Source organism: Plantactinospora sonchi (assembly GCF_036422035.1).
Lineage (GTDB): Bacteria > Actinomycetota > Actinomycetes > Mycobacteriales > Micromonosporaceae > Plantactinospora > Plantactinospora sonchi.
Window position 1 is genome coordinate 16233 of sequence record NZ_JAZGQK010000047.1, and the last position, 25840, is coordinate 42072.

The following is a 25840-nucleotide window of genomic DNA, read 5'->3' on the forward strand; positions in this document are numbered from 1 at the left end:
TGTTACGGCTGAGGCGTTCTCGTCACTGGAGGTTTCCATGCTTCGCCTTTCGTAGCGGGACCGGACCGACGCCGCCGGCGCCGCCGATTACGAGGTCTGTTGTTCACCAGGGCGCTGGGCGGCGGCACGGCGGCCGTTCCTTTGCAGACCGCCCGTGACGACGGCGAGGCGCTGGGCGCTGCCTGAACTGGTCTGTGATGCGGTCATGCCATCATCGCTGCCGTGTGGCCCTTGCGGTAACAGATGCTCCCGAAGGAGGGGATGACTCCCCTCCTTCGCTCCCGTCGCGGCCAGGTCCATCCCACCGCGTGCCAACCAGCAGCCCCTCCGGGCGCCTGCGGTCGTGTGATCAAGACGTACTGGTCACGAGTCAGGGCATGCGTTCCTTATAGCGTTTGCTCCTCGCGAGCTCAGCCTTGCGGGTAGGTCACACCGGGGAAGTCGTGCTGCGCCTGGACGAACTGGTGCTCCCACTCGGCCGGCCAGCCGAATGCCGTGGTCGCCAGCGGTTTTAGGTTCACGCCAGCCGCGCCGCTCCAGAAGTGCACGAACTCGCCCCAGTTGAGGTCGCGGGCGTACGCCCCGTTGTGCTGGTGGAAGTTCGCGGCCAACAGTTCGAAGAAATTGGTCAGCGGAGCGGTTCTACCGTGGTCCCGCCAGATCGGATAGAACCAGTCCCGGAACCAGTACGTGTCGGTGCGCGGATTGTCGTAGGTGGCGGTGACGAGGTGGTGGTACGCGCGGTCCGCATCGGCGGTCATCCCGAGGTTGACGTACATGTCGTACCCGTAGATCTCGCACCAGGCGCTGTCATTCCAAATGGGAAAAGCCGGCGAGTTGCGGACTCCCAGGGAGGAGCCCTCGACGATATGCCCGATCTCGTGAACGATGATGTCCCGATGCCAGTCGGTCGCCTGGTCCCAGTTGTCGACGCCGATGTCGATGACGTTGCGATGGTCGTGGTGCCCGTCGAAGACATTGGCCGGATGCCCACCGCCGTACCGGCCCTCGTGGAAGATGGCGGCGAGCCGGGGGTTGCTGAACGAACCGTAGGTCTGCCTGGTGTACCGCCACATGGCGGTGGTGAAGGTGTCGAGCCAGCCGGCCTGCGCCGGATCCACGTCCGGGTCGAGGTAGACCCCGACGTCGTCGTTGTACGTCGTCCGCGTCAGCGGCTGGACGTGTTCGTTCCAGTGCTCCTGCCAGGTCGCGGGGAGGTTCGGATCCCCCGTGGTGGCGTCTACCGTCGCGTACCCGGAGCGGCCGGTGCCGTTCTCCGCCCGGACGCGGTAGTGGTACCGGGTGTTGCCGGCGAGCCCCAGGCCATGGAACCGGGTGGTGCCGACCGGTAGGTCGCGTGACCAGTCCCAGTTGGTCCCGTCGATCGACCGCTCGATACGGTAGCGGGTCTCCCACCGGGTGTTGTCCTGCCAGCTGAGGACGATCTGGTCGCCGGAGACCACCTGGGCGGTCAGCCCGCTCGGCGCCGACGGCGGTGGGGTCGTCGCGGTTGTCGTCCCGAGGATCTGCCATTCGGCGAGCTGGGTGCCCGCCGCACCGGCGTTGGCGGTGATTCGTAGCCGGTAGTAGTGGTACGCGGTGGTGTTGGGAAACGTGTACGACTTGCGCGAGTGACGCGCGACGAACCTCTGATCGCTGCGGCTGTCCAGCGTCACCCACGTCGTTCCGTTCGGTGACGCCTCGAAGACCCAGCTCCGCGGATCGCGATCGGGGAAGTCGTTGGCCGAGGTGATCCGGTAACCGGTCACGGTCGTCGGATTTGCGGCCAGGTACTGCAGCCAGGTCGTGGAGTGGAGGGTGAAGTACTTCGAGTACGGAGTGTTGTCGATGGACTTGTCGGCTTCCTCGCCGGCCCAGTCGTTCCACTCGGCGGTCAACGCCCCGGGCACGTCCGTGACGTCGATCGGATCCATGGCGTACGCCGATCCGCCACCGATGGCGACGAGACCGGTTGTGGCGACGGCGACGGCGGTGACCGTCGCCCAGGCGTGTCTTGGTCGTGAGGTGAGCAACTGCGTCTCCGTTTCGTTGGTGTCGACTCGCGGCCGGGTTCTCCGGTGGAGGACGACAGCAGGGCGCCCCGATCCCTGGTGGGTCAGTTGGCCGGGCCGATCAGCTTCCACGGCTCGTGGTCGGCGTCCGGCCCGGTGCCCGGGATGTTGCCCTGGGTCCACCACTTGGCCTGCCAGACCCCGATGCTGTCCCCCAGGACCCGCCGCGTAATAGCCTGACTCAGGGACCTACCCTCGATCGGCTCCGGATCGAAGGAGGAGCCGAACCGGGCACAGCCGGTGTCGGAGGCGACGGCGGACACCGGGGTGGAGACAACGGCAGCGGTGGCGAGCAGTGTGTTGACCAGTAGTGGAATCAGCGTCCGACGCGCCGACCATCGCCTCCGCACGGCGAGCGGCGGGCCGGTTCGTGGGTGGATCGTCACGACAAACCTCCAACGGATGTCTTCGTGCCACGCGCGTGGTCGTCGACGAGTCCGGCCAGGCACACCGATGGCGAACACGCGCACGCCGGTGGCACTCCTTCGAATTCGGACCGGCTTCGGCGGGGCACATCAGAAGGTGCCGGCCGGTATCTCCACCCTGCCGTCGGACGAGGTCTCGGGTCCAATGACACTTCCGTATCGCGCGATACAGATCGCGAATCACCGCAGCTCGCAGCGGTCGAACCGCTATTGCCGGGTCGCGGGCGCGAGGACTACCGTTCGAACATGTCCGAACCGCCGCCATCCCCGGTGGACCTCGATTTGCGGCTGGTGCACTGCTTCACGGTCATCGCCGAACACGGGCACTTCGGCCGCGCCGCCGAGGCGCTGCACCTCACCCAACCGTCCATGAGCCGGCAGATCCACCGCCTGGAACAGCAACTCGGCGCCCGGCTGCTGCACCGCACCCCGCAGGGCAGCCGTCTGACCGAGGCCGGCGAGGTGTTCCTGCCGCAGGCGAGAGCGCTACTACGCACCGCGGCCCAGGCCGTCGCGCGCACCAAGGCCGCCGCCCAGCCCAGCCGCATCACCGTCGGCTACACCACCGGCATCATCATCACACCGGTCGTACGCGAGATGCGTCACCGGCATCCCGACGTCGCTGTGCACGCCCGGCATCTGGGCTGGCACGACATCCACGCCGCGCTGCTGGAGCATCAGGTCGACGCGGTGGTCAGCCGGCTGCCGTTCCCCACCGACCGACTGCACGTCACGATCCTCTACGACGAGCCGCGCGTGGTGATCGTGCCACTGGGCCACCGGCTGGCCGGCAAGGAACAGGTCACCCTCGAGGACATCGCCGACGAGCCGGTACCCCGACTACGCGAAGCCGGCCCGGAGTGGAGCGCCTTCTGGCGCATCGATCCACGTCCGGACGGGCGCCGCGCGCCCGACGGGCCCACCATCGACGCCCCCGAGGACAAATTCGAGCTCGTCGCCGCCGGGCAGGCGGTGGCCATCTCCGCCGGCCTCAACATCAAGGGCCTCCGCCCCGACCTCACCTCGATTCCGCTGCACGGCGTCGAACCCGCCCACGTCGCGCTCGCCACCCGCGCGGACGACCGCAGTCACCTGGTCGCCGCCTTCCGCAGGTACGCGCAGGCCCAACTCACCGGTCCCACACCCAACAGCCCGGCCGGCCGCGTCGATTCATGACAGGGGGCATATCGCCATTTACCATCGTTCAGTGGACAAATCAACACGTCAAAACGCCTGTAGCGAGCCAAAACTAGTACGACGGTCTTACCTGGTCGGGCCTGTGAGGGCATCGGTGACGCGAATTGCGGGTTGCCGGAGTTCGTGCCATGGATTGTGGTTCGCGCGCCGACCATCTGTGGCCAGTTGGTGCCCGGTAGCACGACCTTGGCCGTCGGGGTGGAGCTCGCTGGGTGCTCCGTGGGTGCTCGGACGTCGGGGGACTGGCACCAACCTGTTGGGACTGAGCCGGATGTAGGCGCCATCTCCGCTCGAATGACAAATCGATAGAAATCGTTGTAACCCCGTGCCTGCGGTAGTGTGCTCGAACAAGCCGAACGCGCCTACGAGGTCTTCGTCGCGCACTGGCAAACACAATCCCGCGAAAACCCGGGCGGAGACTTGACGATTTCATCCGTCGAGCAGATGACCTTCCGGACCTCGAGGTCGTAGTCGAGGAACGGGATGAACTCGGACCAGGCGTTGTCCCAGAGCCGGATCACGGCTGGGTAGCGGTCGCCCCACTTCTCGGCCAGGTCGTCGAGCGCCGCCGCACGGGCACGACCGGCCCGAGGAGTCGACCGAGGGCTTCGCGCGGTTCTGGAAGGCGGTGTACGAGGCCGCGCACGAGGCGAACCGCAACGTGGTTATCGAATTATGCCCCTGTGGCACCGCCTTCGCCTTCCACAACCTGCCCTACACCGACCAGTACCCGGGCTCGGACCTGACCTCGTCGTACCAGGTCCGGACCAAGGGCAAGACGATGAAGGCACTGATGGGCCAGGGCTGGGCGACCTCCACGCCACGAGGTCTCCGGTAGCGGGTTCGTCGTCCCAACGGGACCCGTAACTACCGGAGACCTCGTGCCGCCCACGTCCTGATGGAACAGCGGCGCGACCGATGGGCGGTAGTCGCCCGGACCGCCTGGCAGGAGGCCCGGCCGGCCCGCTCGTCACCGGCGCGCCTTCTCCGACCGATCGCGGAGCGCTCCGGCGGCGCCGGAATCACCGGGTGATGTCCGCGCTCGTGCCGCCCTCGCGGTCGGATCCGGTCCGTTCCATGGCGATCGCGAGGGTCGCCAGTTTTTCCAGCGCGCTGTTGAGGTGGACGATCTCGTCCTCGGTGAGGGCGGAGAGAAACGCGGTGTTCCGGGTCCGCGCCGCCGCGATCAGACCTCGGTACGTGCGCTGGCCGGCCGGCGTCAGGGAGATGGGCGAACTGTTGCCGGGGCCGCTGGAGCGGACGACGAAACCGCGGTCAACGAGCTTTGTGACGATACGGCTCATTTGAGCGGGGTCGATGCCGGCGAGTCGCGCGATGCGATTCGTGGTGCTCGCCACTCCGCCGCCGAGTAGCGCCAGGGCTCGCCATTCACCCAGGCTGACGTCGAATTCCCGACGGAAGAGCAGGGCCGCGCTGCGCTCGAATGCGTTGACCACCCGGTGTAGCCGAAATGAGAGCAACTCGGTTATCACCATATCCGTCGCTAGCGTCTCCCCGCCCGCGGTCGCTTCCACCATGCGCGCCAGTTTGCCACGCCGGATCCGGGCCACCCCGGGCCGGTCGTGCCCGGCGCCGAGCCGGGGTCCAGGTCGATGTCCGTGGCGCCGGCGCGGGGTGGCCGGATCGATCTCTCGGGGATCGCGGGTGGCTCGCACCATTGTCGCTGCCGACCCGCCGATGACCGACCTGGGGTCAGACTGTTGACAATCACAACACCCGGTATCCATACTCGGCGATCATCAACATCGGCCGTGGCCCCGTTCGTCCTGGCTGCGGGCGGTGCGCTCTCGGAACGGAGAACCCATGCAGACTCTGCGGTACGAGTCGATCCGCTACCTGTTGCGGCCGTCGAGCATCGCTGTCGTCGGCGCGTCGGACCGTCCGGACCGGATCGGGGGCCGCCCGCTGCGCATACTCGCCGACCGTGGCTACCACGGGTCGATCTACCCGGTCAACCCGAAGTACGAGTCGGTGCAGGGCCTGCGCTGCTATCCGGACATCGCCTCGCTGCCGGCGGACGTCGAGCTGTTCATCATCTGCATTCCGGCCGAGGCGGCGGTTGCCGCGCTGGAAGAGGCGGCCGGGCGTGGCGCGCGGGCGGCCGTGGTGTTCGGCGGCGGATTCGCCGAGACCGGCGCCGACGGAAAGGCACTCCAGGAGCGGTTGTCGTGGATCGCCGAATCGGCCGGAATCGCGCTCGCCGGGCCGAACAGTCTGGGGCTCGCGTCGTTCGCACACTCCTCCTTCGCGACGTTCGCGACGACCCTGGAGACCATGCCGGCGATCGAGGCGGGCGGGGTGGCCCTCGTCTCGCAGAGCGGCGGCACCGCCTTCAACCTGTTGACCGAGGCGTACTGGGCGGGCGGCCGCTTCTCACACGTCATCGCCACCGGCAACGAGGCGGGCGTGACGTTCCCCGACTACCTTCGCTACCTCGCCACCGATCCCGCGACCTCATCCGTGATCGGGTACGTCGAGGGCGTCGCGAGCGGCGAGCAGCTGGCGGTCGCCCTCGGCGAGTTGCAGTCAGCGGGCAAGCCGGTCTTCCTGCTGAAGTCCGGCGCCTCCGAGCGGGGGAGCAGGTCGGTAGCGTCGCACACCGCGCAGTTTTCCGGTGTGGACAGTGCCTTCGACGCCGTCTTCGACCGGTTCGGCGCGGTCCGGCTGCGCGGCATGGACGACGCGGTCGACGTCGCCCGTGCCCTGACCATCGACACGCCGGTCGACGGGCTGGCGGTGGCGACCAACTCCGGCGGCGCCGCCGCGTACCTGTCGGACGCGTGCGACCGGTTCGGCGTACCGCTGACCGACCTCTCCGACGACACGATGCGGGACCTGCGGGCGGCACTGCCGGCGTTCGCCGGGCTGACGAACCCGATCGACTTCACCGCCCAGGTGATCAACGACGTCGACCTGATGGCGAACACCCTGCGGATCCTCGACCGCGATCCCTCGGTCGACACGTTGCTGGTCTTCCTCGGCAGCATGGAGTACCTCGGGGAGAAGCTGATCGACATCCTCGTCCGGACGCGCGCCGAGCTGCGTAACCCCCTCGTGCTGTCCTGGCTCGGCGTGAGCGACCGGATTCGCCTGGCGGCCGCCCAGGCCGGCCTGGTGGTCGGCGCCGACCCGGCCCGGGCACTGCGCGGGATGGGACTCGTCCGGGCCGGCCAACAGGGCCAGCGGCAGGCGCCGGGCCGGACCGGCCCGGCGCCGGCGGTCGACCTCGACGAGGCGATCGGCGCCGGTCTGACCGGGCTCGGGACCGGCCAGCGGCAGGGCCTCGACGAGGCGCGGGCGATGGAGCTGCTCGACCGGCTGGGCGTACGCACGCCGCGGCGGGTCGAGGTCAGCGGCGTGCGGGACGCGCTGGCGGCGGCCGAGCAGGTCGGCTACCCGTGCGTACTCAAGCTCGTCGAGCCCTTCCTGGCCCACCGGGCGCGGCAGGGCGCGGTCGAGGTCGGGCTCGACGGCCCGGACCGGCTGGCGGCGGCGTACGAGCGGATGGCCGGGCAGTTCGGCATGACGAAGGCGCTCGTCGTCGAGCAGGTCCCGGCCGGGCCGGAGCTGATCGTCGGAGTGCTCGCCGACGCCACCTTCGGCAGCCGCGCCGTGCTCGGCAGCGGCGGGATCTGGGCGAACGAGATCGACGACGTACGCACCCTGGTGCCGCCGTACGACCCGGCGTACGTCGCGCACGAGGTACGGCGGCTCAAGCTGGCGGCCCGGTTCGAGTCCCAGCCGTCGGTCGACGTACCGGGGCTGGCCGAGGAGATCGCCGCCGTGCTGACCCGGCTCGACGCCGTCGTCCGGCACGGCGCGGCCGGGATCGGGGAGATCGAGTGCAACCCGATCCGGGTGGTCGACGGCGGGACCGTGGTGCTCGACGCGCTGGCCTTCACCACCGGGGCCGGCCGATGAGCGAGACTGGGTCCGAGCCGGTGCGGCACCGCCCTGGCCTCGGCATCTCCACCAACGTCGGACACGCGAACGCCCAGCGGATCGAGCTGCGCCGGTACGACCTGGTCGACGAGCTGATCGGGCACACGTCGTACACCGAGACCCTGCTGCTCACCGTGACCGGCCGGCGGCCGTCGGGCGCACAGGTCCGCGCCGTGGACGCCGTCCTGGTCAGCCTGGTCGACCACGGGATGCAGCCGAGTGCCCTGGCCGCCCGGCTGACCTACTCGGCGGCGCCGGACGCGCTCCAGGGCGCGCTGGCCGCCGGCGTGCTGGGCGCGGGCAGTTCGCTGCTCGGCTCGATGGAGCAGACCGGCAAGCTCCTGGCCGGCATCGGCGCCGAGGTAGGGGTCGGCACCGATGCCCGGGTCGCGGCCGAGCGGGCGGTCGGGCGGATCCTCGACGGCGGCCGCCGGGTGCCCGGGTTCGGGCACGGGCTGCACCGCGGCGGTGATCCACGGGCGATCCGGCTGCTCCAGGTCGCCACCGAGCTGGACGTCGCGGCCGAGGAGACCGGTTGGCTGGCCGCGGTCGGTGCCGCGATCGAGCGGCGGGCCGGTCGCCGGCTCGTGGTGAACGCCACCGGAGCGGCGGCGGCGATCCTGCTCGGCGTCGGCATCCCCTGGAACCTGCACCGCGGAATGGCGATCGTCAGCCGCACCGCCGGACTGCTCGCACACATCAACGAGGAACTCGAACAGCCGATCGCCCCGCAGGTACGCAACGCGCTGCGCGAGGCGAGTTGGCTGCCCGAGGACCGTGCCCCGCGGGGAGGCTCCGATGCATGACCCCTCGGCGATCGTCGGCAACAGCACCGGTTGGGCGCCGTTCCGCTGCGAGCGCTGGCGGGCCGAGCGGGTCCGGGAGGTGTCCGGACTCGCCCAGCACCCCTATCTGCCGGTGGACGGCCGGGCGGAGCTGGTTCCACCGTCCTTCCTGAGCGCGCAGTACGTGGACGCCTTCGCCCTGGGTGTCCCGGACGCACCCGCCCGGCTGAACGGCGGAAACGCGTGCCACTGGCACACCGAGGTCCGGGTCGGGGACGCACTCGACCGCAACTCCACGGTGGTCGACGCCGAGGTCAAGACCGGCCGGACCGGGCGGCTGGAGCTGTACACCATCGAGACGGTGTACCGGCGGACCGACTCCCGGGCCCGGGTGGCGACCCTCCGGTACACCGCGATCCGGCGGTTCCCGGACCCGGCGACCGCGCCGCCCGAAACGACGGCGACCGGATCGCGGCCCGGCACGACCGGCCGGCCGGGCGGGGCGGAACTGCCGGTGGGTGCGGTCCGGGTCTTCACCACCACCGTGTCCCCGCGCGACGTCGTCCGGTACGCGGTCGCCACCGAGGACCTCTACGAGGCGCACTACGACGAGTCCTACGCGCGGTCCAGCGGACTGCCCGGGACCATCGTGCACGGCCTGTTGAAGCTGGCCTGGCTGGCCCGTGGCGCACTGGAGTACGGCGGCAGCGGCAGCGTGCTGCGGGAGCTGTCGGCCTCGTACCGCGGGATGGACCTGGTCAGGGACGACTTCACGGTGTGGGTCGTACCCGAGCCGGCCGGCGCGGGCGACGGCGGAACGCGGCTCCGCCTGTACGGGCAGTCCCAGGCAGGCGCGGTCTCCACGGTCGGCGCGGCCGTGCTCGAACCGGCGTCGACCGATCCGACATCCATCGCGGCCGGGGCGGACCCGGACCGCCCGCGTCCGCGGACGCGTTCTCAGACACAGGAAGAGGAGTGAGTGTCGTGGGTCAACCCACCACCACCGAGTTCGATGTCGACCTGCTGCCCGGCGAGCCCGGCCGGACCCTGCTGATCGCCGGGAAGTGGACGACGGCGGAGACGACGTTCGACGTACTCGACCCGGCGACGCTGGAGGTCGTCGGGCGGGCCGCCGACGCCGGCGAGCCGGAGGCCCACGCCGCGGCCGAGGCGGCGGTGGCCGCGTACGACGGGTGGCGTACCGAGCCCGCCGAGGGCCGGGCCGCGCGGCTGCGGGCAGCCGTGGAGGCCATCCGGGCGCACGCCGAGGGACTGGCCCGGCTGCTGTCGGTCGAGAACGGCAAGCCGTACGCCGAGGCGCTCGGCGAGGTCCTCCGGGGCGCCGCCATGCTGGAGTGGGGTGTCGAGGAGGGGCGCCGGGCGTACGGGCGGGTCACCCCGTCCTCGGCCCACGGCCGCGGTGTCGTCCTCACCTCGCCGGTCGGCCCGGCGCTGCTGATCACCCCGTGGAACTTCCCGGCGAGCATGCTGATGCGCAAGATCGGGCTGTCGCTGTCGGCCGGCTCGCCCGTGGTGGCCAAGCCGGCGGAGCAGACCCCGCTGATCGCGGTCGCGGTGACCAAACTGATCAACGAGCAGCTTCCGCCCGGCGTACTGAACGTCCTCACCACCTCGCGCCCGGCCGAGGTCGTCAACGCGGTCATGGACGATCCCCGGATCCGCAAGGTGAGTTTCACCGGCTCCACCGAGGTGGGGCTGAGCCTGGCCCGCCGGCCCGGTGCCGTGCTGCGGCGCGTCTCCCTGGAGATGGGCGGCCACTCGCCGGCTATCGTCTTCGCCGACGCGGACCTCGACAGCACGGTCGACAACCTGATGATCGCGAAGTTCCCCAACGCGGGCCAGAGCTGCATCTCGATCAACCGGCTGTTCGTACACCGCTCCCTGCTGGCCGACCTGACCGGTCGGCTCGCCGACCGGATCGCCGCGCTGCGCGTCGGGCGCGGGCTCGACACCGGGGTGACGACCGGTCCGCTGATCGACTTCGCCGGCCTCGCCAAGGTGCGGCGGCACGTCGAGGACGCGGTCGCCAAGGGCGCGACCGTGCTTGTCGGCGGCAACCGTTGGACGCCGGACGACCCCCGGCTCAAGGGCGCCTTCCACGAGCCGACACTGCTGACCGACGTGCACGAGGGGATGGAGATCGCGCACGAGGAGACCTTCGGGCCGGTGCTCCCCGTCTACCCGTTCGACGACGGCGACGACGTGGTCGCCCGGGCGAACGACACGACGTACGGCCTCGCCGCGTACGTGTTCGGCGCGGACTTCAACCGGCTCTGGGACGCCATGGAGCGGCTCGAGTTCGGCGTCATCGGAGTCAACGACGCCATGCCGAACCGGCCGGAGCTGCCCTTCGGCGGCTTCAAGAACAGCGGCCAGGGCCGGGAGGGCGGCACCGAGGGCATCGAGGACTACGTCGAGACGAAGGCCATCGCGATCAAGCGATGACGGCGTCCGGCTCCTGGGGATGAGCGCCGGCACCGCGCACAAGGTGCCGCACGGAGATTGCGTTCCACCACCCGCCCGGCTCGGGCGTAGAGGTCAGCCGCCATACCGGCTGGCCGGAATAGGAGACCTGGTGTTCCACCGCAGCCGACCTCCACGATGGATTTCCGCGACAACGCGTACCAGCCTGGCCCTGGTACTCGCCGCCACCGCACTGACGGCCTGCTCCCTCGACTCCGGCAGCGTCACCGCCTCCGGTGCCCAGTCGGCGTCCGGCGAGGTCCTGGTCGGCGTGGCGCTGCCGTTCTCCGGTGCGGTGTCGCGGACCGGCAACCTGTACCGCAAGGGCATCGAACTGCGCCTGAAGCAGGCCGAGGAGTCGGGCGATCTCGGCGACATCTCCGTCAAGGTCGACTATCAGGACGACGCGAACAACCCGAGCGAGGCCGTACCGCTGGTGACCCGGTTCGCCCAGGCCGGCGCGGTCGCCATGTTCGGTGCCCACTCGTCGCCGGTCGCGCTCGCCCAGGCGAACGCCGTCCAGGCGGCCGGGCTGCCCGAGTTCGTGTTCGGGGCGAGCAACTCGATCAAGAACCCCTTCCAGTACCAGGTGAACGCCCGGGACTCGGAGCAGATCAAGAACGTCATCAACTTCGCCGCCCGCAACAACTTCCGCCGGGTCGGCATCTTCACCGACACCGGTGCGTACGGCACCTCGGCCAAGCAGCAGCTCGACGCGATCCTCGGCGAGTCCGACCTGGAGATCGTCGGGTCCGAGACGTTCGAGCCGAACGCCTCGAACCTCACCCCGCAGCTCGTGTCGCTGCGCCGCAAGAACCCCGACTTCGTCGCGATGTTCAGCTTCGGCACCCCGTACGCGGCGGTGGTCAAGGGCAGGGCCGAGATCGGGTGGAAGGTGCCGATCGTCGGCAACGTGGCCGCCGGTGACATCGCGGTCGGCGAGATCGCCGGCAAGGACGCCGACGGGCTCTATTTCATGACGCCGCTGGGCGACGACTCGCCGGCCAGCCGTACCCTCGCGGAGAACTGGGCGAAGGCGTACCCGGAGGACCCGCTGACCTTCGAGGGCGCGACCGCGTACGACGCCATGACGGTGCTGATCCGGGCGTTCAAAGAGGGCGGCACCAGCCGGCAGGCCGTGCAGGACTGGCTGTCGAAGGCCACCGCGATCGAGGGTCTCGCCTGCGGCAGGTCGCCGTGGAACCTGACCGAGCGGGCGCCGATCAAGGCCGACGACCTCGCGTTCCGGCTCTGGAAGACAGGAGAGACGGTCGCTGTCTGACCGCACCCGGAGATGACTGAGCTACTTTATTTCACGATCATCGGGCTCTGCATCGGCTGCGGCTACGCGCTGGTGGCACTCGGCATCTCGACGCTGTTCAACGGTACCGGCGTGCTCAACTTCGCCCAGGGTGACGTGGTCATGGTCGCGGCGCTGTTCGTGGCCGTCCGCACCACCGCTGGCGGCGGGTACCTCGCCGGGTTCCTCGAGGCGGTCGCGATCGTCCTGGTCGCCAGCGTGCTGCTGGGCCTGCTCTTCGTCCGGCCCGCGCTGGCCCGGCGCCGGGACATCGACCTGATCATTGTCGGCACCATCGGCGTCTCGACGGTGCTGGCGAACCTCGCGAACAACGTGCTGGGCTCCGAGACGTACCGGTTGACGAGTCCGGTCACCGCGCAGGCGATCAGACTGGAGTCGTTCAGCATCTCGTTCGACTACCTCGCGATCCTGCTGGCCGCCGGCCTGCTGATGGCCGCCTTCTTCGTCTTCTACAAGAAGACCGACATCGGGCTACAGATGCGGGCGATGTCCGCCGACGTCGACGCCGCGCGGCTGTCGGGGGTGCGGATCGCCCGGCTGACGGTGGTCGGCTGGGTGTTCGCGGGCGTCGTCGGGGTGTTCGCCGGCGTACTGCTGGGCACCGTGCTGCTGGTCAGCGCCAGCATGGGCGTGGCATTGACGATCAGCGGGTTTGCCGCCGCGATGATCGGCGGGCTGCGGCACCCGTACGGCGCGGTCGTGGGCGGGGTGATCATCGGTCTCGCCGAGAACTACGCGGCGGGGTACCTGAACACCGCCACCCGGCAGGCGATCGCGCCGCTTCTCATCATGGCCGTGCTGCTGGTGTTGCCGCAGGGCATCCTGGCCGGCCGCGGCGTCAAGGCGAGGGTGGTCTGATGGCGACGACACCGGGTGCTCCCCGGGTGCCCTGGGTGACCCGGCAGGGCGTGTACCTCGGCGAGGCGGCGGCGATCGCCCTCGGAGCGATCCTGCTGGCGGCGGTGCTGGGCCCGCACGAGGCCCAGATCGCCGCGATGACCGCGATCTTCGCGCTGGCCGGCGTCGGACTGAACATCCTCGTCGGGTACACCGGACTGGTCTCGCTCGGCCACGTCGTCTTCTTCGCCATCGGCGCGTACGGCTGGGCGAGGCTGACCGAGTCCGGCGGGGTCGGGTTGGCGCTGGTGCTCCCGATCCTCGTCTCGCTGCTGGTGGCGGCGCTCATCGTGCTGGTCACGCTCCGCGTCGTCGGCTACTACTTCGGCATCACGACCCTGGCCATCGGCCTCCTCTCGGTGGTCTTGGTGCAGAACGCAACCCCGATCACCGGCGGGTACGCCGGAATCAGCGGAATCCAGCAGATCGCCGTGCCGGGGTTCGCCGGGCCGGGGCAGGTGCTGGTGATGTCCGGCCTGGTGCTCGCCGTGGCGTACTACCTGCAGAGCAGCCTGCGGGAGTCGCCGCTCGGCGCCGCGATGCTGGCCACCCGGTTCGACGTGCCGGCGTCCCAGTCGCTGGGTCTGTCGGTCTCCTGGATACGGTTGCTCGCCTTCATGATCAGCTCGGTGCCGGTCACGATCGCGGGAGCGTTCCTCGCCCAACTCGTCCACTACATCGGGCCGGACCAGATGTCGATGGAGACCTCCATCCGGCTGATCGCCATCGCCATCATCGGCGGTCGGGGTTGGCGCTGGGCACCGGTGCTCGGTGCGGTGGTCGTGGTGACCCTGCCCGAACTGCTCCGGCCACTCGCCGAGTACCGGCTGGTGTTCTACGGCGTCGCGCTCGCCTTCGTGGCGCTGTTCATGCCGCGTGGGCTCAACCAGATCGTGACCTGGGCCAGCGGGCGGATCCACGCGGCGAGAGGAAGCACCGGATGAGTACCGTTCAGCTCTCCGTACGCGAGATGACCGTGCGGTTCGGCGGCGTCGTCGCGGTCGCACAGCTCAGCCTCGACGTCACCGGCGGCGAGATCGTGGCCCTGATCGGGCCCAACGGCGCGGGGAAGAGCACCGCGATCAACGGGTTGTCCGGGTTCGTGCCGGTCACGGTGGCGACGATGTCCGTGCGGTTCGGTGACGACGTCGTCGACCTCGCCCCGCTGTCGCCCCCGCAGCGCAGCCGGCTCGGCATCGTGCGTACCTTCCAGACACCGCGGCTGATCCCGGAGCTGACCGTGTGGCAGAACGTCGCCATGGGCTCGGTCGCCGGCGACGTGCGCCGCCGGTGGTTCGAGATGCTCGGCGGGCCGGGGCTGTCGCGGGGCGCGCGGGACCGACGGGACCGCGCGGTCACGGCACTCGCGGCGCTCGGGCTCGACCGACTCGCCCAGGACAACCCGGGCGAACTCAGTCTCGGGGAGCAGCGTCTGGTCGAGATCGCCCGCGCGATGGTCTCCGGCGCCCGGGTGCTGCTGCTCGACGAGCCGTTCGCCGGGCTGTCCTCGGTCGAGCAGCGGCGGCTCGCCGACGAGATCGACAAACTGAGGGCGGCCTCGGTCGCCGCGCTGCTGGTGGAGCACAACCTCGAACTGGTCCGGTCGCTGGCCGACACCGTGGTCGCGATGGACCAGGGGGCGGAGTTCGCCCGTGGGGACGCGGCCACGGTCCTGGACTCGCACGAGGTCCGCGAACGGTACCTGGGTGAGGTGGCGTGATGAGGAACGATCCGACACGGCTGCCGGCGGCACTGGAGTTGACCGGGTTCTCCGCCTACCACGGTTCCGTGGCGGCGGCGAAGGACGTCTCGCTCCGGGTCGAGCGGGGCAGCGCGGTGGGTGTGCTGGGCCCGAACGGCGCCGGGAAGTCGACGCTGCTGCTGGCCGCGGCCGGCTTCGTCCGGACCACGGGCGGGGTGTCGATCGGCGGGCAGGTCGCCGACCGGCTCTCCCCGGCCAGGCGGCGCCGGCTCGGCCTGGCGATGGTGCCGCAGGAGCGGGCCGCCGTGCTGGAGCTGTCGGTCGCCGAGAACCTGCGGCTGTCCTGGCTCACCGGCCGGCGGGCCACCCCGTACGAGGAGGCGCGGACGTCGGTGCTGGAGATCTTCCCGGCCCTGGCCGGGCGGCTCGGTGATCCGGCCGGAAACCTCTCCGGCGGCCAACGCCAGATGCTGGCGGTCTCCCGCGGCCTCATGGCGACCTGTGACGTGCTGCTGCTCGACGAACCCACGGCCGGCCTGTCGCCGAAGCTGATCTCCGAACTGGTGGAGGCGATCCGCACGTTGAACGAGCGCGGCATCACCGTCCTCCTGGTGGAGCAGAACTTCTCGGTGGTCGAGCGCACCTGCTCGGACATCCACGTGTTGAACGGCGGGCGGATCGTCTGGCACGGCCCGACCACCGGCATCGATCGGGACAGCATCGGCGACCTGTACTCGGGAGCCCGACGGCCGCGCCCGACGGCTTCCACGCCGCCGGATCCGGTGCCGGAATCCCGCGTACGGCCTGAGGCGGAGCGGGCCGTGCCGGCCCGGTCCGGGGAAGCGGAGGGGATCTGATGGAGACGATGTTCCTGCCGGCGAGCGGAACGATGGCCGAGTTCATCGCGCCGGCCACGGTGGTCAGTGGCCGGGGCAGTGCCGGACTGATCGCCCGGGTGCTGTCGTCCCGGCTGCGCCTGCCCGATGGCGCCTCGGTGTTCGTCGCGGTCGACGACGCCGTCGCGGGCGCCGGACTACTCGCGCCGATGCTCGACGCGCTGAGTGCGGTGTACCGGGTGACGGTCGTCGGCGGGTTCGGCGCCGAACCGGACGACGACCGCATCGACCGGGCGGCGGTACGCGCCCGGGAGGTCCGGGCGGATGTCGTCGTCGGGGCCGGTGGTGGGTCAGTGATGGACGCCGCCAAGATGATCGCGCTGCTGCTGGAGAACGCCGGCGGCGCTGCCGACTGGCTCGGCCCGGTCGCGCCGCCCGGCGGCGTCGCCCCGCTGGTCATGGTGCCCACGACCTGCGGCACAGGCTCGGAGGCGACCCGGGCGGCGATGGTGACGGTGGCCGGGGCGAAACGCATCTCGGCCACCGCCGGGTACGTCGCCACGGCGGTCGTGCTCGATCCGGCCCTGCTCGACGGGCTGCCCGGACGGACCGTCGCGATCACCGGAATGGACGCGTTGTCACATGCCGCCGAGGCGCTGATGTCCACCGACCGCTCGCCGATGACCGTGCACCACGCCAGGACGGCGATCGCCCTGCTGGTCGGCAACCTGGAGGCGGCCGCCCGCGGTGACGTCGAGGCCCGCGCGGCCTGCCTCTGGGCGTCGCACCTGTCGGGCCAGGCGCTCAACGCGGGTGTGCTGCTGGGGCACTCGCTCGCCTACTGTGTCGCGCACGAGCGATCCGTACCGCACGGTGTGTCGTCGGGGCTGGCGCTGCCGTACTGCATTGCCTTCAACGCGAGCGGGCTGGAGCCGGACTGCGCCCGTACCCTCGCCCGGGCCCTCACCTCGGGACGCGGCGACGACCTCGTCGACGCGGCGAACGCCGTACAGGCACTGCTCGGCCGGCTGGAGCTGCCGACCACACTCGCGGAGCTGGGTATCGGCGAGGACGCCGACGAGCGGATCGCACAGCGGTGCGTCACGGAGTACCCGCGCGCGAACAACCCGACGCCGATGACCGTCGACGCCCTGCGACGGCTCGTGCCGGCGATGCGTGCCGGCGATCTCGGCGCGGCGTTCGCGGCGACGTTGACCGGGACGGGCGACGGTGGGATCGCGGATGAAGCGCGCCCAGCCTGATCTTCCACCTTAGTGTGCGAGCCGAGCGACTTCAGGTCCAGGCGATCACCCAGGAACTGCTCCGCGAAGTCTCACCTGGTCATGTGCTGTACGGCATGGCATTCACCGTCGTCGGGCGGTCTGATGCCCGCGATGATGTGCTGCTCAGGATCGGCGGCCGATGGGCACTGGTTCATCTGACCTGGAGCGGGAAGTCCGAGGTGCCACCATGGCCTACGTGCAGCACGTTCGATTCGGCCAGCGATGCCGGGCGGGCTACGGCCGTCGACTGACCCCACCCCACCCGGACTGTGGCAGGTGCGGTTGCCTCGCGTGATCGTCACGCCCTGCGGCGGGCTTCCGCCAGGCACTTGATGTGGGCTGCCCGCCGCTTCAGCAGGCGTCGTAGGTACGGCGCGATCAGTGCCCGGGTCACCGCCGCGCCCAACGGGCCCATCGGGGCGCTGATGGTCATGCGGTCGGTCATCTGCGTTCCAGAGCCATCGAGGTCCTCGAAGTGGTGCTCGTGGCGTAAAACGCGGAAGGGTCCCCGTGTCTGTTCGTCGACGAAGCGGTGCGGACGTTCGTAGACGGTGATCCGGCTGGTCATGCGCCAGCGCACACCGAAGTGCCGGGCGCGGAAGGTGACCTCGTCCCCGAGCGCGAGTTGGCGTCGACCGCTGCTGGTTTTGGCCGTCTCCTGGCTGCCGGGCAGGGATGCAGCATGCACGTCCACATCAAGTTCCAGGTCGAACACCACGCCCGGGTCAGCATGAATGAGAGACACGATCTCGATCGACGCCGGCACGTCGACAGGCTAGCCCCAAGTTGATTCGTGTTGAGGGGCCCGGTGATTGAATAGCTGTTTCGCAGCTCTCCGTCAGCTTAGTTCGAGTTTGACGCCGTCTTCGGTGAGGCATCGGACGAGGTCGTCGAAGGTGACGGCGGGCAGCCAGCGTTTGTGGTCGTAGCCGGGTATCAGGTGGGTGCGGGCGATCTGGGAGTTGTGCCAGATGAGGTGGAAGCCGGGGGTGGCGCCGCCGTCGCCGGTGGCGGCGTTCTCGTGTAGCCAGAACAGGTCGCCGCCGAACCAGCCGCCAGGCCCGTTGATCGCTTCGCCGATAGCGCAGTAGAAGGCGTCGTAGTCGGTGACATAGCGTCCGTCCAGGTGGTAGACCCGGCCTGCGGGCTTGTCGGGGACGTGGCTCCGGTGGATTGCGGCGGCCCGTACCCAGAGGTAACGATCGCTGCGATCAAGCGTCGCCCACCGGTTGGGCTCGCTGGGTCCGCCCGTACGCCACATGTCCCAGAACGGGTGGTCGTTGGCGGCCAGCGGCTCCGGGATTCGCGCATCCAAGGTGACGTCGACGAGGTCGTCACCGAGGGCGGACGGACGGGTGGCCACGACGCGTCCGAACACGCGTTGTCCCCAGCCCATCGGGTGGGCCGTACCGTCAACGCGCACGTGGGCCAGCTCGGCCTCGAATGATCCGGTGAGCCCCGGACGGCAGCCCAGCAGGGTCAGCGGCGGACCGGGCGGCCAGGTATCCGGGCGCTCGTGGAACAGACCGGCGATGTCACGGCACTCGCCGGCCGACGTTCCCTCCGTCGCCCCGCTGATCGACGGCCACACGATGAGCCGGTAGCCGAAGACGGCGGGCGGGACCGTGCCGCCGCGGTTGTTGTCGTCGTCGCGGCGGTGGCCTTCGAGTTCGATGTCGAGCAGGCCGGGGTCGTCCACGGCGGGCCGGTGGCCAACGACCCGAACGTCGAGCAGTTCCTCGCTAATCTCGTAGCAGTCCCGGCACTGGTTCCCGCAGCGTTCGCTCACCGGCCGGCCGGGGATGTGGGCGCCCTCGACAACAAGGTTGCCGAACCAGGCCGGCCCGGTGCCGTCGATCGCGGCGAGCAGCGGTCCGGACGGCGCGCACCTCACCAGGGTGTAGCGCTCGTACAACGGCTCGACCGGGAACACGCGGTCGACGAACAACCCGTCGATGTCCGTGCAGTCAGTGAGGGTGACGCCGCTTCGCTCGTCGAGTAGGCGCCAGCGCAGGGGGACAGACACGAGCCGACCCTAGTCCGTGGGCGCGCTACACGATCGCACCCAGGCCGGGGCAGGTTTTCCGACTGAGTCGGACGACTTCCGGTGACACCCAACCTTTCAGGGCAGGCGTGGATGGCATCCAAGCCAGCTCGACGTGACCCGGGGTAGTGCACGGATCGCGGCAGATTCGTGCGGCCGGGCTCCATGTGTATCGGCGTGACGGTCGCGGTAACGTGCGGGGTCGACAGCTTCAGAGTTGCAGGCGTGGCTGGCCACGACTGGGCCCTAACCATGGTTGCAGGGAGCAAGACCCATCGACTCCTCCGACACGATCAGCCTGTGGCGACCCACCGGGCAGGCCGAGCTCGATCTGGTCGCGGCGTCTGGGTGGCGTGCTTGGCCACCACGCCTGCCGGACCAGCCGATCTTCTATCCGGTACTCAACCGCTGGTATGCCACAAAGATCGCCCGCGAGTGGAACGTCCCGGCTGGTGGGGTCGGGTACGTGACGCGGTTTGAGGTCCAGCGTGCCCACTTGGACCGTTACGAGGTTCATCAGGTTGGCGGCCGCGACGTGTTGGAGTACTGGATTCCTGCGGTGGAGCTTGCCGATCTCAACGCCCACATCGTCGGCGCGATCACCGAAGAGGCTGACTACCGCGGTCCCGTGAGCGATCAGGAGTTCACCGACGCACACCACGCGCTGGGCACAGCGCTACCAGCCAAGTGGCGGGCCTACCTGCAGGGTGCGTCGTGGTTCCGGCGAGGGTGGATGACAAGCGGAGCCTATGTGTGGCTCAACACCCCCAGCGAGATGCTTGAGCTGCACCACGCATGGGACGAGAGCACCGACTCCCACCCCGGCATCGCGATCATCGGTGGTGGCGGAGCCCGTGAACAGCTCGTGCTCGACCTGCGCAGCGACCCCGCACCGGTGCTGTTGGTTGACATCAGCAGCAGCGGATGGGACAGCGCTATCCGGCAAGCCGATGATGTTGGCGAGCTCGTCGACCACATCGAGGCGGGCACCTTCGCGTTCGACTTCGGGGCTTAGCGGACACCGGCGAGCGGTCGGATGCGCACCTCGCGGCAGATCCGGATGGCTGGGATGTTCTAACAAAGCGTGTCTATGGGCGTTGGAGGTCGGCCGTGCAACGCGTCACGCCTGCCAGGCGGCGGGGTCCTTGTAGTGGTTCTCGACCCCCTTGCGCAGGACCGCGCGCAGCCGTGGCAGGTGTTCGGTGTCGGTGGGCAGGTGCAGGCTGTCCAGCAGGGCCAGGGCCTCGGCCGGGGCAAGGCTGCCGTAGACGGCGTGATAGCTGCCGAGCAGGGCGCGGAAAACCGCCGGACAAAGCTCGGCGACAGCAGCGGCGGCCTGATAGACGTCGCGCTTGTCGTTCCAGCCGACCGAACCCGAGTCTTCCAGGACGTGGCGGGCGCGCAGGTGCAGCGGACCGATGGCCAGCTCGTGCAGGCGGCCAGCCTGTCCTGGTCCAAAACTAGGTTGCTGGCTTGATCAGGACTTTTACACTGCGGTCTGGTATTCGTTGATCAGCCCGCCGAGGACGCGGCGGCGTCGGATCCGGCCGATGGGGACCGGTAACGGGATCGCGTTTGGGTTGTCATCGGGGGCGCGTAGCCCTACGCCCTGGCCTTGGTGGCTGCGCCCGGCGTTGTAGTGATCGACGTAGCGGTCCAGGACGAGCCGCTTGAGCGTGACGGTGTCGACATGGAAGAAGTCGATCGCCAGCAGTGTGTCGGCTTGGGCGCGCAGGAACGTCCGCCAGGTTTCGTCGCGTCGCGCTGGTGGCGGGATGTGGTGGGTACGCAGGGTCCGGCGGATCGTGGACGCGCCGACGCGGTGTCCAAGGCGGCGTAGTTCGCCCTGGATACGGACGACACCCCAGGTGCGGTTCTCGGCGGCCAGCCGCACGATCAGCGCGATCAAGTCCTTGCCGATCGGCGGACGGCCAGCTGGCCTGGGCTGGCGCCACTTGGCGGTCAGCAGCCGACGGTGCCAGCGCAGCAGCGTGCCGGGGGTGACGATCCGATGGGCGCGCAGCGCCTTCGGCATGATCCGCGCCAGCGCGGCCAGGATCGCCCGATCCGTCCATGCCAGCCGTGGTTTCGGATTCGCCCTGCCCAACACCGCAACCTCGTGCCTCAGCACAAGGATCTCCGCGTCCTTCGACGCCGAGGAACGGGACAGCAGAACGAGCCAGGACACCAGCACGTTCAGCAGGCGGTACAACAGTCCAACAACCACGAACAGTGATCGTTACCGTCACCGCTCATGCAGGTCAACACCCGTGACCACGTTCTGGACCGGGACGGGCTCACCGGTCAGAAGTTGAGCGTCGCGATCAGCGCGGGTGCCACCCCCGGACCGACGGCCTGCCGCGTTGCGCGGCGTCACGGCGTCGATGTCCGCCGGCGGCATGGTCCTGTCCGCCAACGATCGCTGGCAGACAGCGGCGCTGCGGATCGCGCGAAGTCGGGCACAGCAGATCGGGCCCGGGCGGCGTGTATATGAGTGGAGATCGTTGGCGAACGACGGACAGGACGGGAGGTGGGATGAGCTTCGAGGAGTACGTCGCGTTGCGGTCGCCCGCGTTGCTGAGGTACGCCGCTGTGCTCACCGGGGATCGTGACCTTGCCCAGGACATCGTGCAGGAGGTGCTGGCGCGCGTGCACGGGCGCTGGCACCGCATTGCACGGCTGGACATACCGGACGCATACGTACGTCGGATGATCACGAACGAGTTCCTGTCGTGGCGGCGAGGGCGATGGACCCGTTTGGTGCCCATCGGCCGCTTCACGGAGGAACACCGTCCGGTGTCGGTGGCCGCGCAGCCGGACACTGCCGCCGTCCACGCGGAGCGCGACGCGCTGCTGTCCGAACTGGCTCGTCTGCCGCGTCGCCAGCAGGCGGTGCTCGTCCTTCGCTTCTACGAAGGGATGTCCGACAGCGAGATCGCGGACGTCCTGGGTTGCCGGTCGAGCACCGTGCGCGCTTACGCCTCACGGGCGCTGGCCACCCTGCGCGTCGAACTGGACCCGGTCGATCTGCGTCGCCACACACCCGCCCTGGCTAGGAAGGATCAATGATGCGTACCGAAGAAGACCTGCGAGCGCTGTTCGCCGCCCGGGAGGACCTCGCGCCGGACCAGCGTCAAGTGCTGGAGGGGACGCGGGAGGCCGTGGCCCGGCGCCGCCGGCGACGGACCGCCGGTGCAGCGGCGGCGGCCGCCATTGTCGTGGCGGCCGCTGTGCCGGTGGCGGCCCGCCTGGGGTCAGGGCCCACGGGCCAGGGCACCACGATCCCGGACGTGGCCGCGCCCGCCGCGAGCACCGCCTCGTCGCAGCCCGCCGGGCAGGCCCCGGCTCGTCCCCGGCCACCCTTCGCGTTCACGATCCGTCCCAGCTCGACCGCCGGCTTCGAGATCCAACCGACGGCGGTCAACCCCGACCTGCAGATCGCCACCATCCGCGTGGCCGGCCAGACACAAACCCGGGCCGAGCTGTACGTGTACCGGCCGGGAACAGAGCACCGTGCCGGCTGGGACCTCAGCAGGGATCCGGTGCGGGTACAGGTGAACGGGGCACCGGCCTGGTACTCCGTCCAGGACGCCCACAGCGCCATCCGCTGGGAACACGCGCCCGGTGGTTGGGCAGTCATCAACACATCGGGATCGGCAATGCCCAAGCAGACCTTGATTAGCCTGGCCCAAGCCGTTCAGTTCACCACGCCGTACCCGGCAAAGGTGCCCTACCGGCTCAGCTACCTGCCCGCCGGGTTCACGCCGTTCCACGTCGCGCAAGGCACGCCCACCGCCCGAACCGTCGTGCAGTTCCAGGCACGGGGCGGAAACGCGGGTGTCATGGACATCGCCATCCTGGACGGGTCCCCGAGCAAGCGGACCGGCTGGCGCGCCGACCTCGCCATGGCCGGCCGCCCCGCACAGTGCACCGACCTCGTCGACGGCTACCGGTGCGCGGTCGACTTCGGCGAGTTCACCGTCGACGTCGGCAGCGGGACCGTGCCGCGCGCCGAAATAGCGAAGGTCGTTGCCGGCATGAGCTTCGCGGTCTGGGGCGATCCGGCCACCTGGTACGACATCGACACCGCGCTCCCCGGCCGGTAAGAAGCCGCGAAGGGCGAGTCAGGCCTCCTCGATCGCCCACCGGGTGCCGGCCAACCGGCCGACCGGGCGGTGCTGGCCGGCCTGTCGAGGCTGCTGCCGCGGGCGCGGTGGTCGGCGTTCTTCGTCACTCCGGCCACGTTGTTACGCTGGCACCGCAGCCTGATCGCGCGGCGGTGGACCTACCCGAGACGGCGGCGGGGTCGCCCACCGGTCACGGCGGAGGTGCGCCAGTTGGTGCTGCGGCTGGCCCGGGACAACCCCGCCTGGGGATGCCGGCGCATTCAGGGCGAGTTGGCCAACCTGGGCTACCGGCTTGCGGCCAGCACGGTCTGGGCGATCCTGACCAAGGCCAGTGTAGGTCCGGCACCACGGCGGGCGGGACCGACCTGGACCGAGTTCCTCACCGCGCAGGCCAAAGGCGTCCTGTCCTGCGACTTCCTGCACGTCGATACCATCGGTCTGACCCGCGTCTACGTCCTGTTTCTCATGGAGACCGCTAACCGGCGGGTACACCTGCTGGGAGCCACGACCAACCCGACCGGTGAATGGGTGGCGCAGCAGGCCCGCAACCTCATGCTGGACCTGGGCGAGCGGGCCGATCGGTTCCGGTTCCTTATCCGGGACCGAGACGCCAAGTACACCGCCGGGTTCGACACCGCTCCGGCGGGAATGCCTGGACCGGATCCTGATCTACAACACCCGACACCTGCTCGCCGTGCTCGGCGCCTACCTCACGTACTACTACGGGCATCGGCCGCATCAGGGCCGCGGACAACGTCCACCTGACCGAGACACGGCCCCAGCGCCGGTGACCGATCTGAGTGCCGTCCGAGTACGGCGCAGGAAGGTGGTCCACAGGTTGATCAACGAGTATGAGCAGGCCGCCTAGCCGAAACCGAGTTCTCGAACGGCACACGTCGGCCGGAACTACGTCGTCCACCGCCGCGAGAGTGGGGCCGAGGAAGCCTAGTTGCGGCTGGCGGCCGTCGATCTTTCGTGGATAGCGTTGATCACATGAAGGATCCGACCCCATGGTGGGACGCGCTCGCGCCCGCCGACCAAGCCCTGTTCCTCGAACACCGCAACACGTCGTCGCTGCCAAGCGAGGTCGCGACCCGGCTCTATGCGACCGGTCAACCGCCACTCGCTACATTGACCGGATGGACCCTCGGATCAGCGTTCACCTGGCCAAGCCGGGTGCAGGAATTCCTGCGTAAAAAAGCCGGGGACGAGCCCGACTGAGCCCTGACACGCGAGAGCCCGGCACCTCATCGGGGGCAGAGCTCCGTCGTCTCGGTGCCGCTCGCTACAGCCTCTCCGCTGTCCGGCACGCCGCCAACACCAGCATCTCCGTCGAGTAGCTGCCGTACATGTGTCGCTTCCGTAGCCGGTCAGGGTCACTCATCTGGTCTAGCCAGCTGTTGGCGAACCGCGTTACGTCGTCAACCGTGGGTGGCCTGCTGTTGTGCTTGGTCAGCACCCCGACGAGGTAGCCCACCTCATCGTCGAGCACAGCGTTCAAGGCAGGGTCGCGTCTGGCGTCGTCGAGGATCGTCTGCGCGTACTCGGCCCGCAGCATGTCGAGAGTTTGCTCCGGTGGGACTCCCGCCTTTTGGCCATCCAGCGGCGTGTACGGTGCCAAAACTCGTTCAACGGCTGTGACCTGGTGTTTTTAAGATCGGTCCAGGCTGCTCGGTGGTACTCGTTGATCACTCCGCCGAGTCGTTGTCGGCGCCGTACGGGCTTGTCCGTGGGGATGATGACGGTCGGGTCGTGGTTGGGTGAGCGCTGCTGTCGCCCTTGGTGTGGTCGGTGGTTGTTGAAGTGGTCGACGTACTCGTCGATCACGGTCCGTGCGTGCCGTTCGTTGTAGAGCAGCATGTGGTCGGTGCACTCCTGGCGGAGGCTGCGGCCCCAGCGTCCGATGAAGCAGTTCGCCCTCGGGGTGCGGGGCGGGGTCTTGATCACCGTGATGCCTTCGGTGGCGAACACCGCGTCGAAGGCGGTGGGGTACTTGGCGTCGCGGTCGCGGATGAGAAACCGGAATGGGTTGGCGTGCTCGTCCAGGTCCATGAGGAGGTTTCGCGCTTGCTGGGTCACCCATTGCCTGGTGGGGTGAGTGGTGATGCCTAGGAGGTGGACCCGTCGAGTGGCCACCTCCATGACGGCCAGCGCGTAGAGGCGTCGGAGCAGGATCGTGTCGAGGTGGAAGAAGTCGATGGCCAGCAGGACAGCCGCCTGGTTGCGTAGGAAGGTCCGCCAGCTGGTGTCCTGCTGGCGGGGCGGTGGACCGGTACGCCGGTGGGCCAGGATTCGTCGGATCGTGCCGGCCCCGATGGGGTGGCCGAGCCGCTGTAGTTCGCCCTGGATCCGGCGGTGGCCCCAGCGTGGGTTGTCACGGGCCAGCCGCAGCACCAGGTCCCGGATGTCGTCGCTGACCGGTGGCCGGGTTGACGATCCGGTGTGCCCGTAGTCGGCGGGGCAGCAGGTGGGCGAGGGCGGACAGGATCGCCCGGTCCGGCCAGGACATCCGCGGCCGGACCGGAACCTGGCGGCGCAGTACCGCCACCTCGTGCCGTAGCGCGAGAACCTCGACCAGCAGCGCTCTGTCGCCCCGGATCAGTAGCCCCAATCCGGTGAACAGGTGGATCATTCCGAGGTACAGCAACCGTACGACCATGCCTACGATCATCAACCCGAGCCGAGAAATCCCAGATCACAGCAT

The 25840-nt window shown here is 69.5% G+C and carries 26 protein-coding genes and 2 pseudogenes; 18 read left to right on the top strand and 10 right to left on the bottom strand.

Translation table 11 applies throughout. The features are described 5' to 3' along the window. Nucleotides 1-410: 410 nt before the first annotated feature. Nucleotides 411-2033, bottom strand: coding sequence for a fibronectin type III domain-containing protein (locus tag V1633_RS36295; protein WP_331218719.1), 1623 nt, complete (start codon nt 2031-2033; stop codon nt 411-413). Between the two features lie 83 nt (nt 2034-2116). Then, nucleotides 2117-2458 carry a hypothetical protein gene (locus V1633_RS36300; RefSeq protein ID WP_331218720.1) on the bottom strand — a complete coding sequence of 114 codons (342 nt, stop codon included), beginning with the start codon at nt 2456-2458 and terminating at the stop codon, nt 2117-2119. Nucleotides 2459-2743: 285 nt separating this feature from the next. Between V1633_RS36300 and V1633_RS36305 the strand changes: the two genes are divergently transcribed. Then, complete coding sequence (locus tag V1633_RS36305; RefSeq protein WP_331218721.1) at nt 2744-3673, top strand: LysR family transcriptional regulator; 930 nt, start codon at nt 2744-2746, stop codon at nt 3671-3673. Nucleotides 3674-4119: 446 nt separating this feature from the next. On the opposite strand, the pseudogene V1633_RS36310 reads toward V1633_RS36305, so the two are convergent. Then, nucleotides 4120-4281: pseudogene (locus V1633_RS36310) on the bottom strand (transposase); the annotation flags it as partial. Between the two features lie 41 nt (nt 4282-4322). Between V1633_RS36310 and V1633_RS36315 the strand changes: the two are divergent. Beyond that, nucleotides 4323-4532, top strand: coding sequence for a hypothetical protein (locus V1633_RS36315; protein WP_331218722.1), 210 nt, complete (start codon nt 4323-4325; stop codon nt 4530-4532). Between the two features lie 184 nt (nt 4533-4716). On the opposite strand, the gene V1633_RS36320 is transcribed toward V1633_RS36315, so the two are convergent. Next, nucleotides 4717-5232: a MarR family winged helix-turn-helix transcriptional regulator gene (locus tag V1633_RS36320; RefSeq protein WP_331218723.1), complete on the bottom strand. Its 516-nt coding sequence runs from the start codon at nt 5230-5232 to the stop codon at nt 4717-4719. Nucleotides 5233-5518: 286 nt separating this feature from the next. On the opposite strand from V1633_RS36320, the gene V1633_RS36325 reads away from it, so the two are divergent. From V1633_RS36325 to V1633_RS36370, 10 genes are all read left to right on the top strand, one after another. Continuing rightward, nucleotides 5519-7636: an acetate--CoA ligase family protein gene (locus V1633_RS36325; RefSeq protein WP_331218724.1), complete on the top strand. Its 2118-nt coding sequence runs from the start codon at nt 5519-5521 to the stop codon at nt 7634-7636. Next, a complete protein-coding gene (locus tag V1633_RS36330) occupies nt 7633-8463 on the top strand; it encodes a citryl-CoA lyase (RefSeq protein WP_331218725.1) in 831 nt (276 codons plus the stop codon). Before V1633_RS36325 ends, V1633_RS36330 begins: the two co-directional genes overlap by 4 nt. Continuing rightward, entirely contained in the window at nt 8456-9421 is a 966-nt protein-coding gene (locus V1633_RS36335; RefSeq protein ID WP_331218726.1) for a MaoC family dehydratase, read from the top strand. The genes V1633_RS36330 and V1633_RS36335 overlap by 8 nt, the downstream gene beginning before the upstream one ends. Nucleotides 9422-9426: 5 nt before the next feature. After that, entirely contained in the window at nt 9427-10908 is a 1482-nt protein-coding gene (locus tag V1633_RS36340) for an NAD-dependent succinate-semialdehyde dehydrogenase (RefSeq protein ID WP_331218727.1), read from the top strand. Nucleotides 10909-11038: 130 nt separating this feature from the next. Next, complete coding sequence (locus V1633_RS36345) at nt 11039-12208, top strand: ABC transporter substrate-binding protein (protein WP_331218728.1); 1170 nt, start codon at nt 11039-11041, stop codon at nt 12206-12208. 12 nt (nt 12209-12220) lie between these two features. Continuing rightward, complete coding sequence (locus V1633_RS36350) at nt 12221-13105, top strand: branched-chain amino acid ABC transporter permease (RefSeq protein ID WP_331218729.1); 885 nt, start codon at nt 12221-12223, stop codon at nt 13103-13105. After that, nucleotides 13105-14088, top strand: a complete 984-nt coding sequence (locus V1633_RS36355) for a branched-chain amino acid ABC transporter permease (RefSeq protein ID WP_331218730.1) — start codon at nt 13105-13107, stop codon at nt 14086-14088. Before V1633_RS36350 ends, V1633_RS36355 begins: the two co-directional genes overlap by 1 nt. Further along, a complete protein-coding gene (locus V1633_RS36360; RefSeq protein WP_331218731.1) occupies nt 14085-14864 on the top strand; it encodes an ABC transporter ATP-binding protein in 780 nt (259 codons plus the stop codon). The genes V1633_RS36355 and V1633_RS36360 overlap by 4 nt, the downstream gene beginning before the upstream one ends. After that, nucleotides 14864-15703, top strand: coding sequence for an ABC transporter ATP-binding protein (locus V1633_RS36365; RefSeq protein ID WP_331218732.1), 840 nt, complete (start codon nt 14864-14866; stop codon nt 15701-15703). The genes V1633_RS36360 and V1633_RS36365 overlap by 1 nt, the downstream gene beginning before the upstream one ends. Next, complete coding sequence (locus V1633_RS36370) at nt 15703-16944, top strand: iron-containing alcohol dehydrogenase family protein (protein ID WP_331218733.1); 1242 nt, start codon at nt 15703-15705, stop codon at nt 16942-16944. The genes V1633_RS36365 and V1633_RS36370 overlap by 1 nt, the downstream gene beginning before the upstream one ends. A 319-nt stretch (nt 16945-17263) precedes the next feature. Here V1633_RS36370 and V1633_RS36375 read toward each other — a convergent pair whose 3' ends face one another. Together V1633_RS36375 and V1633_RS36380 are read right to left on the bottom strand one after the other, a co-directional pair. Beyond that, nucleotides 17264-17731 carry an SRPBCC family protein gene (locus V1633_RS36375; RefSeq protein WP_331218734.1) on the bottom strand — a complete coding sequence of 156 codons (468 nt, stop codon included), beginning with the start codon at nt 17729-17731 and terminating at the stop codon, nt 17264-17266. Between the two features lie 72 nt (nt 17732-17803). Beyond that, nucleotides 17804-18991: a hypothetical protein gene (locus V1633_RS36380; protein ID WP_331218735.1), complete on the bottom strand. Its 1188-nt coding sequence runs from the start codon at nt 18989-18991 to the stop codon at nt 17804-17806. 292 nt (nt 18992-19283) lie between these two features. Here V1633_RS36380 and V1633_RS36385 point away from each other — a divergent pair. Together V1633_RS36385 and V1633_RS36390 are read left to right on the top strand one after the other, a co-directional pair. After that, nucleotides 19284-19631: pseudogene (locus V1633_RS36385) on the top strand (ADP-ribosylation/crystallin J1); the annotation flags it as partial. Nucleotides 19632-20159: 528 nt separating this feature from the next. Then, nucleotides 20160-20486 (top strand): hypothetical protein, encoded by a 327-nt coding sequence (locus tag V1633_RS36390; protein WP_331218736.1) that lies wholly within the window; start codon nt 20160-20162, stop codon nt 20484-20486. A gap of 9 nt (nt 20487-20495) precedes the next feature. Here the strand turns inward: V1633_RS36390 and V1633_RS36395 are convergent, their stop codons facing one another. Further along, nucleotides 20496-21236, bottom strand: coding sequence for a helix-turn-helix domain-containing protein (locus tag V1633_RS36395; RefSeq protein ID WP_331218737.1), 741 nt, complete (start codon nt 21234-21236; stop codon nt 20496-20498). 308 nt (nt 21237-21544) lie between these two features. Here V1633_RS36395 and V1633_RS36400 point away from each other — a divergent pair, with 308 nt between their 5' ends. From V1633_RS36400 to V1633_RS36415, 4 genes are all read left to right on the top strand, one after another. Beyond that, the gene (locus tag V1633_RS36400) at nt 21545-22078 is read left to right on the top strand and encodes a SigE family RNA polymerase sigma factor (RefSeq protein ID WP_331218738.1); all 534 of its coding nucleotides are present in this window, start codon (nt 21545-21547) and stop codon (nt 22076-22078) included. Beyond that, nucleotides 22078-23115 (top strand): hypothetical protein, encoded by a 1038-nt coding sequence (locus V1633_RS36405; protein ID WP_331218739.1) that lies wholly within the window; start codon nt 22078-22080, stop codon nt 23113-23115. The genes V1633_RS36400 and V1633_RS36405 overlap by 1 nt, the downstream gene beginning before the upstream one ends. A 69-nt stretch (nt 23116-23184) precedes the next feature. Continuing rightward, nucleotides 23185-23901, top strand: coding sequence for a helix-turn-helix domain-containing protein (locus V1633_RS36410; RefSeq protein ID WP_331218740.1), 717 nt, complete (start codon nt 23185-23187; stop codon nt 23899-23901). Nucleotides 23902-24129: 228 nt separating this feature from the next. Continuing rightward, nucleotides 24130-24357, top strand: a complete 228-nt coding sequence (locus V1633_RS36415) for a hypothetical protein (protein ID WP_331218741.1) — start codon at nt 24130-24132, stop codon at nt 24355-24357. Nucleotides 24358-24421: 64 nt separating this feature from the next. Here V1633_RS36415 and V1633_RS36420 read toward each other — a convergent pair whose 3' ends face one another. Genes V1633_RS36420 through V1633_RS36430 form a run of 3 tightly spaced genes read right to left on the bottom strand, consistent with a single transcriptional unit; the run spans nt 24422 to nt 25795 of the window. After that, nucleotides 24422-24628 carry a hypothetical protein gene (locus V1633_RS36420; RefSeq protein WP_331218742.1) on the bottom strand — a complete coding sequence of 69 codons (207 nt, stop codon included), beginning with the start codon at nt 24626-24628 and terminating at the stop codon, nt 24422-24424. A gap of 5 nt (nt 24629-24633) precedes the next feature. Beyond that, entirely contained in the window at nt 24634-25530 is an 897-nt protein-coding gene (locus V1633_RS36425) for an integrase core domain-containing protein (protein ID WP_331218743.1), read from the bottom strand. Continuing rightward, nucleotides 25511-25795 (bottom strand): hypothetical protein, encoded by a 285-nt coding sequence (locus V1633_RS36430; protein ID WP_331218744.1) that lies wholly within the window; start codon nt 25793-25795, stop codon nt 25511-25513. Before V1633_RS36430 ends, V1633_RS36425 begins: the two co-directional genes overlap by 20 nt. Nucleotides 25796-25840 lie beyond the last annotated feature (45 nt).